13 protein-coding genes are annotated in these 13393 nt (G+C 67.5%); 10 read left to right on the forward strand and 3 right to left on the reverse strand.

The annotated features are described in order from the left end of the window. The first annotated feature begins 111 nt into the window (after positions 1-111). Positions 112-1470 carry a M28 family metallopeptidase gene (locus tag FHS94_RS12650; RefSeq protein ID WP_246348599.1) on the forward strand — a complete coding sequence of 453 codons (1359 nt, stop codon included), beginning with the start codon at positions 112-114 and terminating at the stop codon, positions 1468-1470. Between the two features lie 81 nt (positions 1471-1551). Here FHS94_RS12650 and FHS94_RS12655 read toward each other — a convergent pair whose 3' ends face one another. Genes FHS94_RS12655 through FHS94_RS12665 form a run of 3 tightly spaced genes read right to left on the reverse strand, consistent with a single transcriptional unit; the run spans position 1552 to position 3830 of the window. Continuing rightward, the gene (locus FHS94_RS12655; RefSeq protein WP_184058369.1) at positions 1552-1932 is read right to left on the reverse strand and encodes a hypothetical protein; all 381 of its coding nucleotides are present in this window, start codon (positions 1930-1932) and stop codon (positions 1552-1554) included. Positions 1933-1991: 59 nt separating this feature from the next. Then, complete coding sequence (locus FHS94_RS12660) at positions 1992-3290, reverse strand: DNA polymerase Y family protein (protein ID WP_184058371.1); 1299 nt, start codon at positions 3288-3290, stop codon at positions 1992-1994. Positions 3291-3317: 27 nt separating this feature from the next. Next, positions 3318-3830, reverse strand: a complete 513-nt coding sequence (locus FHS94_RS12665) for a DNA-deoxyinosine glycosylase (protein ID WP_184058373.1) — start codon at positions 3828-3830, stop codon at positions 3318-3320. A gap of 87 nt (positions 3831-3917) precedes the next feature. Here FHS94_RS12665 and FHS94_RS12670 point away from each other — a divergent pair, with 87 nt between their 5' ends. The 9 genes from FHS94_RS12670 (at position 3918) to FHS94_RS12710 (ending at position 13389) form a co-directional block, all read left to right on the forward strand. Continuing rightward, positions 3918-4904: a glucokinase gene (locus FHS94_RS12670; RefSeq protein ID WP_184058375.1), complete on the forward strand. Its 987-nt coding sequence runs from the start codon at positions 3918-3920 to the stop codon at positions 4902-4904. An 89-nt stretch (positions 4905-4993) separates the two neighbouring features. Next, positions 4994-5962, forward strand: coding sequence for a cysteine synthase A (locus FHS94_RS12675; RefSeq protein ID WP_184058377.1), 969 nt, complete (start codon positions 4994-4996; stop codon positions 5960-5962). 61 nt (positions 5963-6023) lie between these two features. After that, positions 6024-6293 carry a hypothetical protein gene (locus tag FHS94_RS12680; protein ID WP_246348600.1) on the forward strand — a complete coding sequence of 90 codons (270 nt, stop codon included), beginning with the start codon at positions 6024-6026 and terminating at the stop codon, positions 6291-6293. A gap of 281 nt (positions 6294-6574) precedes the next feature. Beyond that, the gene (locus tag FHS94_RS12685) at positions 6575-7075 is read left to right on the forward strand and encodes a division/cell wall cluster transcriptional repressor MraZ (protein ID WP_184058379.1); all 501 of its coding nucleotides are present in this window, start codon (positions 6575-6577) and stop codon (positions 7073-7075) included. Next, the gene (gene rsmH, locus FHS94_RS12690; RefSeq protein WP_343055278.1) at positions 7072-8037 is read left to right on the forward strand and encodes a 16S rRNA (cytosine(1402)-N(4))-methyltransferase RsmH; all 966 of its coding nucleotides are present in this window, start codon (positions 7072-7074) and stop codon (positions 8035-8037) included. Before FHS94_RS12685 ends, rsmH begins: the two co-directional genes overlap by 4 nt. Then, entirely contained in the window at positions 8034-8720 is a 687-nt protein-coding gene (locus tag FHS94_RS12695) for a hypothetical protein (protein ID WP_184058381.1), read from the forward strand. Before rsmH ends, FHS94_RS12695 begins: the two co-directional genes overlap by 4 nt. Beyond that, positions 8717-10438 (forward strand): peptidoglycan D,D-transpeptidase FtsI family protein, encoded by a 1722-nt coding sequence (locus FHS94_RS12700; protein ID WP_184058383.1) that lies wholly within the window; start codon positions 8717-8719, stop codon positions 10436-10438. Before FHS94_RS12695 ends, FHS94_RS12700 begins: the two co-directional genes overlap by 4 nt. A gap of 10 nt (positions 10439-10448) precedes the next feature. Beyond that, positions 10449-11864, forward strand: coding sequence for a UDP-N-acetylmuramoyl-L-alanyl-D-glutamate--2,6-diaminopimelate ligase (locus tag FHS94_RS12705; protein ID WP_184058385.1), 1416 nt, complete (start codon positions 10449-10451; stop codon positions 11862-11864). Positions 11865-12000: 136 nt separating this feature from the next. Beyond that, a complete protein-coding gene (locus tag FHS94_RS12710) occupies positions 12001-13389 on the forward strand; it encodes a UDP-N-acetylmuramoyl-tripeptide--D-alanyl-D-alanine ligase (protein WP_184058387.1) in 1389 nt (462 codons plus the stop codon). Positions 13390-13393 lie beyond the last annotated feature (4 nt).

The following is a 13393-nucleotide window of genomic DNA, read 5'->3' on the forward strand; positions in this document are numbered from 1 at the left end:
CGCCAAGGCGCCCGAGGCAAGAGCCTAGCGGCGTGGATGCGTTCACCGGGTGACAAGCGACCCGGCATCCGGCACGAACCCAGTGACGAGCACGGGAGGAACAAGCTTCATATGCGCCAGCGGATCGGTTCGGGGATGGCGATTGCCGCAATGCTGGCGATGACGGTCGGCGAGGTGCCCGCCATGGCCGCGCCGGCGCGGGGGCGGGTGAGTGCGGAGCGGGTCCATGCCGACCTGGCTTTCCTTGCCGGACCGCAATTGCGCGGGCGCGGCAGTGCCACCACTGACGAGGCGACTGCGGCGGCCTATGTCGCGGCGCAGTTCGAAGCCGTTGGCCTGGTCCACGCGCCCGGCATGGGCAGCTATCTCCAGACCGCGCCCGTGCTTCGCCAGACCTGGGGCGGGACGCCCGAACTGCTGGTGGGTGGGGCGAAGGCGCCCGGGGTCACTCTGCTGTCGGGGGCCGGCGGGGTGTGGGGCGGCAAGGTCATGGTGCTGGGCGCGACCAAGCAAGCCGGCAAGGCGGACGTGCTGGTCGTGTCCGACCCCGCCACGCCTCAGGCAACGATCGGAAAGGCCGCAACCGCCGCGGGTGCGAGCCTGATCGTGCTGCCCGAAAGTGAGCGTACTCGCCGCCTCGTGCAATCATCGGGCGGTCGGCCGCGCATGCCCGCTGCCTTCGCCGATGACGCGCCCGTCGGCCGCACCGCCACCGTCAGCGCGGGGCCGGAAGCAATCGCCATGCTGAGGCGGGATGGCGTTCGCGCGGTGCTGTCGGTCCCGTTCGCGCTGGAGCGGACCCAAACCACCAATGCGGTGGGGTATCTGCCCGGCACCGACCCAAAGGCGGGGGTGATCCTGTTGTCCGCGCATCTCGACCATCTGGGTGTCGCGCCCGATGGTACCGTGTGGCCGGGTGCGAATGACGATGCATCGGGCACCGTCGCGCTGCTGGAGATTGCGCGGGTGCTGGCGACGGGCAAGCGGCCGCGGCGCGGCGTGTTGTTCGTCGGCTATGGTTCCGAAGAGCGGGGCGGCTTTGGCGCGCGCTGGTTCGGCGAACATCCGCCGGTTCCGCTCGAGCGGATCATTGCGAACATCGAGTTCGAGATGATCGGCAACCGCGTCGAGAAGTTCGGCAACGACCGGCTGATGATGACGGGGTTTGAGCGATCGAACCTGGGTCCGTCGCTGCGAGCGCATGGCGCGCTGGTCGATGCGGATCCGTACCCGGAGGAGAACTATTTCCGCCGCTCGGACAATTACGCGCTCGCGCTGAAGGGCGTGGTTGCGCACACCGTGTCAGGCTGGGGCGCGCCGCCGACCTATCATACGCCGCAGGACACCCCCGAGCGGGTCGACGACGCCTTCATGGTGCGCGCAATCGAATCGCTGCTGTCGCCCATTCGCTGGCTGGCGAGCAATCGCTTTCAGCCGCGCTGGAATCCGGGCGGGCGACCGACTGAATAGCCGGGGTCATAGCTCTGCCGACAAAGAAAAAGGCCGGCGGTTCAATGCCGCCGGCCCGAATGCTTCAACTATAAAGGCGGCTTACGCCTTGCAGGTCTGGGTACCCTTGCCCGGAGCGGTCAGGGTGATGCTGGTCGGGGTGCCGGTCAGCTTCCAGCCGCCCTCTGCGGTCAGCGGGTCGCCGGCGTTGGCCGCGGTCAGGCGGGTCGGGGACCCGGCCTTTTCCGTCCGTACCAGCGCCTGCTTGTCGCCCTGGAAGAAGGTGACATAGGCAAGGCTGTTGTCCTTGCAGCGCATCGTCTTGTCGGCCTTGATCGCTGGCGGCAGCTCAACGGGCGCAGCGTTGGCGAGGGTGGTCGCCATCGGATCGGGGTTGGAAGTGACAACTTCAGGCTGCGGCTTGGAGCAAGCAGACAGCGCCAGAAGCGCGACGGCGGTGGTGAGGAGGAGGGGGCTCTTCATAACGTACGCGGGCTTCGCGCATGCAGCAAAATGCGTCAAGCGATTGTTAGTCGTAACAATCACTCGTGGAACTCACTTGCCTCTGGGATACGGCCAAACGCGATCTTGGTCCCGATCCGATCGAGGCGTCCGCCGTTCAACGGTCCGACGCTGACCGCGTTGCGCCCCCAGCGTTCGTTGATGCGGTCCATTGCGTGGCTCAGCGCAAACCCGCGCGTTTCGCGGGCCAGCGGGTCATCGGGCGGCAACAGCGCGAACAGGGAGCCTTGTTCAGATTCCGCAGCTTCAATCTCCGCGAGGGTGACGCCCACCATACGCATCCGAAATCCGCCTGGCCTCACCCGGCCCGCCTCGCGCAATTGCGGGAAGAGGCGATCGAGATGGCCGAGCACGGTGAAGCTGTCCTGCGTCGCGGGCAGGCGCGCGGAGCATTGCCAGCGGTCCTTGCTGTCCTCGAACTTGGCGTGGAGTACGAGCAGGCGGGCGCGGTAGCCCTTGCGCCGCAGCCGGCTGGCGGCTTTCAGCGCCAGGCGTCGCGCGGTTAGCCGAACGGGCTCCGGCCCCCGGCGACCGGGCGACAGAACATGGCTGTGCCCGACCGTGCGGCTTTGGGTCGCCTTGTCAGGCAGGTCGATGCCATGGAGCAGGAACCATAGCCGGTCGCCATCGCGTCCACCCCAGGCGCCGCCAGCGGCACGCGGAGTGCGCGCGCACAATCCCGCGACATCGTTGATCCCGTCGCGCGACAGGCGGCGTTCGGTGGCGGGGCCGATCCCGACGATCTCCCGCAGGGCAACCCCGAACAGCGCCTGGGGTAGTTCGTGCCCTTCGAACACCACCAGCCCGTCGGGTTTCTTGAGGTCTGACGCGAGCTTGGCCAGCAGCCGGTTGGGTGCGATGCCGACCGAGGAGGTCAGGCAGTCGCCGACATTGGCGCGGATCCCCGCCTTGATCCGTGTCGCGAGCGCGATCGCGTCCTCGCGGGCGTTCTCGTTGTCGAGCAAGCGGCAGGCAACCTCATCAATCGAGCAGACCCGGGTCACCGGAATGTGTCGCTCGATCTCCGCAACGATCGCATCATGGAATTGGACGTAGCGGTCGTGTCGTGCCGGGGTGACGACCAACTCGCGGCAACGCTGCTTGGCTTCCCAGACGGGCGTCCCGGTCTTGATGCCATAGCGCTTCGCCTCCACCGACGCGGCAATGGCGACGGTGGTGTCGCTGCCAACCGGCGCCACGATCACCGGCCGCCCCCGCAACGAAGGCTGGAGCTGCTGCTCCACGCTGGCAAAATAGCTGTTCAGATCCAGGAAGAGCCAACGTAGCGGGCGCGGCGGAAGGTCGAGGACGCGACTCATGATCGCGCGAACAATACAGGAACAACTTCAGACGAGAAAGCGGTCGAGCGTGCGCCAGGCAGGAAGCTTTCGATCCAGCCCGATCGCATGAAGCGGGCTGGACGACGGAAGCGCAACCCGCTCCACCGCGGGCAGGACCCCGGCCATTGCACGCTCCCCGGTTCGCGCGGCGGTGCCCCCGTTGAACGCGATGGCGGCAAGAAGAGGCAGGCTGCGGGCGAGCGCGGGCAGATCGTTGACGTGGGCGTCGCGGATGGCGGCATCCGCGCTCCCCGCCCGTTCCGCGCTGGCGATCACGTCCCACAGCCCGACGCCGCGATCGAGCAAGGCAACAAGCCTGTCCGGATAATCGAGGGCTGCCAGGTCTCGGCCGGTCGCAGCGCCGATCAACTGCCAGAACTGGTTACGCGGGTGAGCATAATAACGGCTGGCCGCAAGTGACCGGTCACCCGGCAAGCTGCCCAGCACCAGCAAACGCGTCTTCGCATCGACCACGGGTGGCAGGCAGGACTTGATGAACTGATCGGGTGGGACTGGCATGATTGGGCGCACGCTTTGTACGTCTGCGGCCGGTAGAGGTTTCCTAATCTATATCTATTACCGTCGCGAAAACCGGAAAAGGGGCGGATGAGGATGCATAGCGTGGAAGCGGCGGCGGGGGCTGCCGTGCTGGGGACGATCGGACGCAAGCGGGTGCAGCTGGCGTTGGCGGACGGGGGCGGGGGGCTGCGTCCCGACACCATTCGCAGCTACAGCGCCGAGGAAACCATTGGTGTTTCCGGCGCCCTCACCACGTTCCAGCGCGACCTGTCCATTCCGGCCTTGCCGGCGCGTTCGGCGATCGCGGTCGCGGGGTTGGCGCGGGGTGACGCGATCTCCATCACCCGAACACGCTGGTTCCTGTCGCGCTCCGGGCTTCAGGCGATGCTGGGCGAAGCGCCGCTGATCCTGAACGACTTCGCCGCAGAGGCCTGGGCAATGTACGGCGCCGATGTTCGGCCGCTGGAAAGCTTTGCCGGCGCCCCCGTCGCCGTTCGGCAGCCTGGCTGCTACCTGGTGGCTGGTATCACGTCCGGCCTGGGCGTCGCAGTGTTTAACCACAGTCCGGCAGGGCAGGTAAGCGTTATGCCGACCGAAGCGGGGCATGGTGGCTTTGTTGCCGGATCAGCTGCGCTCGCCAAGCTGGCGGCGGACCTGTTCCCGGGTCGTCATCCGGTGTTGGCCGAAGACATCGTGTCCGCACCCGGTTTGCAGGCCATCTATGAACTCCTGGTCCGGCAGGGCGGGGGCATGGTGCGCGCCCGGACGCCCGAAGACATTACCCGATCGATGACGGTTGATCCGATGGCCCGGCGTGCGTGCGAGGTGTTGGCCGAGGCATTCTGGTCGCAGATCGGCAACCTGGTGGTTACCTTTGGCGCATGGGACGGCGTGGTAGTGACCGGCGGGCTGGCCGGCGCGATACGCCCCATCCTGCGCCGGCCGGACCTGCAGGCCGCCTTTGTTGGGGCGGGCAAATATGCCCGGGTGCTGGGCACGGTGCCGCGCTGCTATGGGGAATTGCAGCACGCGGCGCTGATCGGGGCAGCCGAAGCATTGCGGCACGGGGCCTAGTCCACACCGTCCAGCGTCGTTGGGCGCGCTTGGGCGATTGCAAGCTTTGATCGCTTGCCCCTGACCGAGTCGACCGCCATTTACGGCTGATGGCGACCGTTCCTGACACTTTATCACTTATCGGCAACACCCCGCTGGTCCGGCTGAAAGGGCCAAGCGAGGCGGCCGGGGCAGAGATTTACGGCAAGTGCGAATTCACGAACCCGGGCGCGTCGGTGAAGGACCGCGCCGCGCTGGGGATCGTCGAGGATGCGGAGGCGCGCGGCGTGCTGCGGCCTGGCGGCACCATTGTCGAGGGCACCGCGGGCAACACGGGTATCGGCCTGGCGCTGGTGGCGAATGCCAAGGGTTATCGCACGGTGATCGTGATGCCCGAAACGCAAAGCCGCGAGAAGATGGACACGCTGCGCGCGCTCGGCGCCGAGCTGGTCCTGGTGCCCGCCGCGCCCTATTCCAGCCCGTGCCACTTCGTGCACACCAGCCGCCGCCTGGCCGAGGAGCGCGATAATGCGATCTGGGCGAACCAGTTTGACAATGTCGCGAACCGCCGCGCCCACATCACCGGCACCGCGGAAGAGATCTGGACCCAGATGGATGGGCGGATCGACGGCTTCACCTGTGCGGTCGGAACGGGCGGCACGTTGGCCGGCGTGGGGCTGGGCCTGAAGGCCAAGGACGAGAATATCCGTATCGCGCTCAGCGATCCGCACGGGGCCGCGCTGTACGATTACTACGCTTGCGGCGAACTGCGCGCCGAGGGTTCGTCGGTCGCGGAGGGGATCGGGCAGGGGCGCATCACCGCCAACCTGGAAGGCGCGCCGATCGATACCCAATACCGGATCAGCGACGAGGAAGGCTGGCACTGGGTGCAGCGTCTGCTCGACGAGGAAGGGCTGTGCCTGGGGTTGTCGTCCGGCATCAACGTCGAGGGTGCAGTGCGGCTGGCGCGCGAGCTGGGGCCGGGCAGCCGGGTGGCGACGATCCTGTGCGACACCGGTTTCCGCTACTTATCCACCCTGCATAATCCGGATTGGCGAGCCGAAAAAGGACTGAACTGATACCTGGAAAGTTGCGCGAATCGACATCGGGCGAGCGACTCGCTATGCTCGGTGGCCTGCAATGAAGACTGCGCGCGAAACATCCCAAAGCCTGCAACGAGCCAAGGTGGGCCTTGTCGGCCTTGCGGCCGTGCTGTTGCTGATCGGCCTTGCCAGCGTGATCATGCGCGCGGTGAACCGCGAGCGACCGGTCGCGGCGGTCGGGGCGTCCCAGCCCGACGTGGTTGCCAACATGGCCATCGACAATGCGGTGGATGCGTCTAGCGAGCCGTTGGCCGACCTTGGCGTGTCGGCCAGCACAACCAATACCGTATCACCAGCTCCACGCTGATCGGCCGGGGAAATCCGGGAATGAGCCGAAATCGCCAGCTTTCGTGTGCAGCCACGAAGGCGCGATCTGTCGCGTCCGCGCCACAGTTGATGCCCGAGGTACCTGACTAACGCCTCCGATCCCGTTCTTTCCCCGAAAATCCCGTTGTCTCCCCAGGTCACCCATGTTACCGATCATGGCAACATTGGGGGCAAGTCCACTGTTCGTGTTTGATCGAACCGAGGAGCGGTGAAGGCCGCTTCCCGGAGCAGCGGGACTTTGCGCCGCGTATGAGGGCGTAAGTGGCATCCAGGGGGCGATATCAGGGACACGGGATCGGGCTTGTCGATGACAAGGGCCGGGTCGCGATTCCCAATACGCTTCGCACGACGCTGGCCGCCAACGCGCCGCGCCCCGATGGCAAGGATGGCGGCACCATCATCATTGGTCCGCATGAGGAGCAGGAGTGCCTGGTGGCGTACGACCCTGCCTATGTGGAAGTGAAGGCGGCTCTGCTTGACGCCCATGAAGCCGCGCACACGGCCGCCGACGGCAGCTACGACTACAACATCCAGCGCCGCGCCATGGCCGGTGAGGCCGTGCCGTTCGACGGGTCGGGCCGCTTCATCATGCCGGCATTTCCGCGCTTTCACGCGAATATCGGCCAGCACGCCTTCTTCTTCGGCATGAACAACCGGATCGAGATCTGGGACCCGGCCACTGCCCTCGCCGACGAGAAGCTGGACAAGACCGTAAAGAAAATGATCCGCTTCTACATGGCGGAAAAGGGCGTGCAGCTGTGACCGCCGGCCCCGCCCACATCCCAGTGCTGCTCGACGAGGTCGTCACTGCGCTCGCCCCCGCCCCGGGCGAGGTGATGGTCGACGCGACCTTTGGCGCGGGCGGTTATTCGCGCGCGCTGCTGGACCGGGGCATCAGGATCTACGCCTTTGACCGCGATCCCGACGCGCAGCGGGACGGGGCGGGGATGGTGGCCGAATTTCCCGGCGCGCTGTCGATTATCCCTTCTGCTTTTTCCCGACTTGACAGCGAGTTGGAGCGGATTGGCGTTTCCCCCGTTGATGGCGTGGTGTTCGACATCGGCGTGTCCTCGATGCAGCTCGACCAGGCAGAGCGCGGCTTCTCCTTCCAGGGTGACGGCCCGCTCGACATGCGGATGAGCCAGGACGGGCCCTCGGCGGCCGACTTTGTCAATACGGCCGACGAGGAAGAGATCGCGGACGTGCTGTTCCAATATGGCGAGGAGCGGCAGTCGCGCCGCGTCGCCCGCGCTATCGTGGCCGCCCGGCCGCTGACCCGCACGGGGGAACTCGCCGCGGTAGTGCGCCGCGCGCTGGGGCATCGCCCGCACGACAAGAAGGACCCGGCGACTCGGGCGTTTCAAGCGATCCGCATCCATATCAACCGCGAGCTCGGTGAGTTGGCCGATGGCCTGATGGCGGCGGAGCGCGCGCTGCGCCCCGGCGGGCGGCTGGCGGTGGTGACCTTTCACAGCCTGGAAGACCGCATGGTGAAGCGTTTCCTGCGCGACCGATCGGGCGCTGCCCCTTCAGGCTCGCGTCATCTGCCCGCCGCTACCGATGCGCGGGCGCCCAGTTTCGAAAAGGTCGGGCGCGCGGTTCGGGCGGGCGAGGCGGAACTCGCCCGCAATCCGCGGGCGCGCTCGGCGACATTACGGACGGCATGGCGGACGGCGGCGGCCGCCTGGGATCAACCGGTTGGGACGGAGGAGGTGGCATCATGATTGCGGCGTATCGGTTAAAGGGGCTCGGCTGGTTCGCGAGTTGCGTCGCGATCGTGCTCGGCTTCTACCTTGTGTCGCTGCAGGTGGCTGCCGAGCGCAAGAAGCTGGATCGGATGAACGCCCAGATCCTGACGGCCCAGCGCGACATCCGCGCGCTGGAAACCGAGTTCGACACGCGCGCCAACCTTGCCCAGCTGGAGCGCTGGAATGGCGACACGCTGGCACTCGCGGCGCCCATTGCGGGGCAGTATGTGTCGGATGAAGCGCAGCTCGCTTCCATGGATGTGACCAGCGGCAACGGCGCCATGATCCAGACCGCCTCGCTGGTGGTGCCGAGCGCGCCTGTGGGCCTGCCCGCCATCCCCACGCCCAATCCCGACCTGCCCGCCGTGCCGCATCCTGCCACCTCCGCCCCCGCTCCCGTCCAGATGGCGGCGTTGACGCCGGCGCCGCGCATGACGGCCGCCGCCGTGCTGCGCGCGCCTCGCCTGCGGGCGCTTGAGCCGGTTGCGCCGCGCTCCACCCCGGGGCTTGCCCGCAAGGTCAATGCAGAACGCGCCGTCGCGGCCGTCGCCAAGGTGCGTCCGGAAGCGGTTGCCATGCTGGATCGCAAGCTGTTGTCCGACACGACGCTGGGAGACATCCTGAGCGGCGCGCGTGCCGAGGCAGGTCGCCGGCGTTGACCGTACTCGTCGCCTGTCCCGTCAATGGCCGGCGCAGCGCCGGCCAGCGCCACCAATTGGTGGCGACCAGCCACATGCGGCTGATGATGCTGCTCGCCCTGTTCGCGGCGGCGGTGCTGGTGGTGATCGGGCGACTGGCGATGCTGGCGATGTTCGCGGGACCAGCCGATGCAGCGGCGCGCGTCGCAACGCTGGCGGCGCGCGGCGACCTGACCGACCGTAACGGTGCGCCCCTGGCGCGGACGATCGACGCGTGGACGATCGCGGTGCATCCGCGCAAGCTGGTGGGCGACCCTGCTGATATCGCGGCCAAGCTTGCCGCCCTGATGCCCGAGAAAGGCGACCAAGCCTGGTTTGAGCGGCAGCTGCGCCGGGACACCAGCTTCGTGTGGCTGCAACAGCGTGCAAGCCCGGCGCTGGTGGAACAGGTCAACGCGATCGGTGAGCCCGCGATCGAATTCGGCCGCCAGACCCAGCGGCTCTACCCGCAATCCTCCCTCGCTGCCCATGCGCTCGGCTTCTTGTCGACCGACGGGCACGGAATGAGCGGCATGGAGCGCGTTCTCGATGCCGAGTTGTTGAGCCCTGCGCGGGCGGGCAAGCCCATCCAGTTGTCGCTGGACACGCGGGTGCAGGCCGCGATGGAGTCGGAGCTCAGCCGCGCCATGACGACTTTCTCCGCGCGCGGCGCTGCGGGCCTCGTGCTCGACGTCAACACGGGAGAGGTCATCTCCATGGTGTCGCTGCCGGTGTTCAACCCCAATCGGGTCGGCATGTCGGGCAGCGAGCAGCTGCGCAACAACACTGTGCAGAGCGTGTATGAGCTTGGCTCCACGTTCAAGCCGATCACGGTCGCGACCGCGCTGGAATCCGGTGTGGTGAAAGACATCAGCCGCCGGTTCGACGCAACAAAGCCGCTGCACGTCGGCCGTTTCACCATTCATGACGAGGCGGGTGATCCCAAGCGCTGGCTCAACATGCCCGAAACGCTGATCTATTCGTCGAACATCGCGACTGCGCGGATCGCGGACGAACTGGGGCCGCAGCGCCTGCAGGCGATGTTCCGACGCCTGGGGCTGGACACCAAGCCCGACATCGAGCTGCGCGAAAAGGGCCGGCCGCTTTGGCCGACCTATTGGGCGCGCACGACCACTATGACCACCGCCTATGGTCATGGCATCGCGATCACTCCGCTTCAGCTTGCCGCCGCCTATGCCGCGCTGGTCAATGGCGGGACGTGGCGCCCGTCCACGCTGCTGAAGGTGGGGCCGGGCCACCCCGTGCCGCCGGGCCGCCGCGTGATCAGCGAGTCAACCAGCTATCGCATGCGCCAGATGCTGCGACTGATCGTGCTGAAGGGCACGGGTCGCAAGGGTGAGGCGCCCGGCTATCGCGTGGCAGGCAAGACAGGCACCGGCGAAATCCCGGCTGCTGGCGGCTATGACCGGTCGCGCAACATGGCGACGTTCGTGGCGACATTCCCGATCGACAATCCGCGCTACGTGGTCCTGTCCATGCTCGACTCCCCGAAGGGCACGAAGGAAACCGGCGGCTGGAAGACAGCGGCCTGGAACGCGGCGCCCGTCGTTGGCCGGGTGGTCAGCCGGGTCGGCGCTATGCTGGGCGTGATCCCCGACGCGACCCGCGACATCGACGAATCGGACCTGTTGCCGCTGCTGTGGACGGCGCCGGGCGAGAAACAGGCGGACGCGAATTGAGGGCGGTCGCATGAAGCTGAGCCAATTGATCGGCGGGTCGGACGATGCTGCGGTGACCGGCTTTGCGATCGATCATCGCAAGGTCGCGCCGGGCACCGTGTTCGGCGCGTTTCGCGGCGCGCGCTTCAATGGCGAGGAGTTCATCGAGGACGCGGTGCGATCCGGCGCGGTAGCGGTCGTGGCGGCGCCCGGTGCCCGGGTCGAGGGTGCAGTCCACGTATCCGACGACAACCCTCGGGAGCGCTTTGCCGCGCTTGCCGCGCAGTTCTTTGCGCCATTCCCCGAGGTTGCGGTGGCGGTGACCGGGACAAACGGCAAGACCTCCACCGTGGAGATGACGCGCCAGCTGTGGCGGATGGCGGGACACCATGCCGCGTCCATCGGCACGCTTGGCGTCACTACGGCGGACGACCGTGTTTATACCGGCCTGACCACGCCGGACGTGGTGACGTTTCTGTCCAACGTCGCCGGCCTTGCGCGCGAAGGCGTAACGCACCTGGCGTTCGAGGCGTCGAGCCATGGCCTGACGCAGTACCGGACGGAGGGGCTGCCCGTCGCCGCAGCGGCCTTCACCAATCTCGGCCGCGACCACCTCGACTATCATGGCGACATGGGCGCGTACCTTACCGCCAAGCTGCGCCTGTTTTCCGAAGTGCTGTCGCCCGACGGTACGGCGGTGGTGTGGGCCGACGATGTGGAGGCGGGGCGGGTCATCGACCTTGCCCGGGCTCGCGGCAACAAGCTGGTGACGGTTGGAACGCGGGGCGGGACGCTGCGACTGGTGGATCGTACGCCGACCCTGCTGGGGCAAGGGCTGGTGATCGAGGCGGATGGGGCGACCCACCAGGTTCGCCTGCCGCTGATCGGCGGATATCAGGCCGCCAACGCGCTGGTCGCTGCCGGGCTGGTCATTGCGACGGGCGGAGATGTCGCGGGCACGATCGCCAATCTTTCCCGGCTGCAGCCCGTGCCCGGCCGACTGGAGCGCGCCGCCATCGCGCGCAGCGGCGCGCCGGTTTACGTCGATTATGCTCATACGCCCGATGCGCTGGAGGCGGCGATCGCGGCGCTGAAGCCCCATGCGGGCGGACGCCTGGTGGTCGTGTTCGGCGCGGGCGGTGACCGCGATGCTGGCAAGCGTGAGACCATGGGGCAGGTCGCGAATACCCAGGCCGACGTGGTGATCGTCACCGACGACAACCCGCGAACCGAGCATCCCGCCACCATCCGCGCCGCCATCCTGCGCGGTGCCCCTGGCGCGCGTGAGATCGGCGATCGTCGCGAGGCGATTGCAGCGGCGGTGCAGGAAGCCGGTGCGGAGGACATCGTCCTGATCGCGGGCAAGGGGCACGAGCAAGGACAGGTCGTGGGTGACCTGGTTCTGCCATTTGACGACGTAACCGTGGCACGGGAGAGTGCAGCGTGATGCAGAGTGTTCGTAACGATCGGATCCGGGCAAAGATGACGGCCAAGCGCACGGAAGCGGGCTCACCGCCCAGCGACGCGCAGCCTGCGGGTAGCGGAGGCACCGAGCGCAAGCGACTGAGCCTCAAGTTCGGCGGGTGAGCAGCGTGTGGACCGCCGCCGAGATCGCCGACGCGACTGGCGGCACGGCCAACGAAGAGTTCGCGGTCGACGGCGTCGCTTTTGACAGCCGGGAGGTTGGTGCGGGCGACCTGTTTATCGCCCTGACCGGCGAGCATACCGACGGGCATCGGTTTCTTGAAGGCGCCTATGCCCAAGGCGCGGCGGGTGCCCTGGTCAGCCGGGACGCAGGCGGGCCGCACGTGCGCGTTGCCGACACCTTTGCCGCGCTCGAGGACCTGGGCCGCGCCAGCCGCGCGCGAACGGCTGCGCGAGTGATCGGCGTCACCGGCTCGGTCGGCAAGACCAGCGCCAAGGAAGCGCTGTGGGCTTGCCTGGACCGGTCTATGCCGGGCGAGGTGCACCGTTCGGTCAAGAGCTACAACAACCATACCGGCGTGCCGTTGAGCCTGGCGCGGATGCCGCGCGACACGCGGGCTGGCGTGTTCGAGATGGGGATGAACCATCCGGGCGAACTCGCGCACCTGACCCGTATAGTTCGTCCGCATGTAGCACTGGTCACCGCCATCGCGCCTGCCCACACCGAGTTCTTCCCGGACGAAAGCGCGATCGCGGATGCGAAGGGCGAGATCTTTCAAGGGCTGGAGCCGGGCGGTACCGCGATCGTGCCCTTCGACAGCCCGCATCGCGACCGGTTGATCGCGGCGGCGAAGCCGTATGCGGCACGGATCGTGACCTTTGGCAGCAGCGCTGGTGCCGATGTGCGTGCAATCGAGGCGGTGCGGTTGCCGACCGGCGCAAGCTTCGTCACGGCGCGGTTCGGGAGCGACCCCGCGACCGCGCGCGAGCTGAGCTTCACCCTGGCGCAGCCCGGCGCGCACTGGGTGTCAAACGCGCTTGCCGTGCTGGCCGCCGTTGACGCGATTGGTGCCGATCTGGGGCTGGCCGGGCTGGCATTGGCGGACCTTGGCGGGCTTCCCGGGCGGGGCGCACGTTTCACGGCGCCGCTGCCTGATGGCGGCGGCGAGGCGCTGGTCATCGATGAAAGCTACAACGCCAATCCCGCCTCCATGCGGGCGACGCTGGCGGTGCTGGCTAACGAGCCGGGGCGGCACGTCGCCGTGCTGGGTGAAATGCGGGAATTAGGAGAGCACTCGGCCCGCTACCATGCCGAGCTTGCCCCAGCGCTGGCGGCTGCACGCGTTGAAGCGGCCTTGCTGGTCGGCGAAGCGATGGGGCCGCTAGCCCAAGCCCTTGAGCAAACGGTTAACGTCGTTCATGTGCCCGACACCGCGAGTGCGATCGGCGCCCTGGGCGGCGTGCTGTCGCCGGGCGACGCGGTACTGGTCAAGGGATCGAATGGCGTGGGGCTGTCGCGGCTCGTCGCGACGCTGAGGGGGCAATAGACGG

It is taken from the genome of Sphingomonas aerophila, assembly GCF_014199305.1.
In the GTDB taxonomy this organism is placed as follows: Bacteria; Pseudomonadota; Alphaproteobacteria; order Sphingomonadales; family Sphingomonadaceae; genus Sphingomonas; species Sphingomonas aerophila.

Bases quoted from the DNA above. Each gene is read 5' to 3' on its own strand.
- FHS94_RS12655 (WP_184058369.1), bottom strand. From the start codon at position 1,932: ATGAAGAGCCCCCTCCTCCTCACCACCGCCGTCGCGCTTCTGGCGCTG.
- FHS94_RS12650 (WP_246348599.1), top strand. From the start codon at position 112: ATGCGCCAGCGGATCGGTTCGGGGATGGCGATTGCCGCAATGCTGGCG.
- FHS94_RS12665 (WP_184058373.1), bottom strand. From the start codon at position 3,830: ATGCCAGTCCCACCCGATCAGTTCATCAAGTCCTGCCTGCCACCCGTG.
- FHS94_RS12670 (WP_184058375.1), top strand. From the start codon at position 3,918: ATGAGGATGCATAGCGTGGAAGCGGCGGCGGGGGCTGCCGTGCTGGGG.
- FHS94_RS12675 (WP_184058377.1), top strand. From the start codon at position 4,994: ATGGCGACCGTTCCTGACACTTTATCACTTATCGGCAACACCCCGCTG.
- FHS94_RS12695 (WP_184058381.1), top strand. From the start codon at position 8,034: ATGATTGCGGCGTATCGGTTAAAGGGGCTCGGCTGGTTCGCGAGTTGC.
- FHS94_RS12660 (WP_184058371.1), bottom strand. From the start codon at position 3,290: ATGAGTCGCGTCCTCGACCTTCCGCCGCGCCCGCTACGTTGGCTCTTC.
- FHS94_RS12680 (WP_246348600.1), top strand. From the start codon at position 6,024: ATGAAGACTGCGCGCGAAACATCCCAAAGCCTGCAACGAGCCAAGGTG.
- FHS94_RS12705 (WP_184058385.1), top strand. From the start codon at position 10,449: ATGAAGCTGAGCCAATTGATCGGCGGGTCGGACGATGCTGCGGTGACC.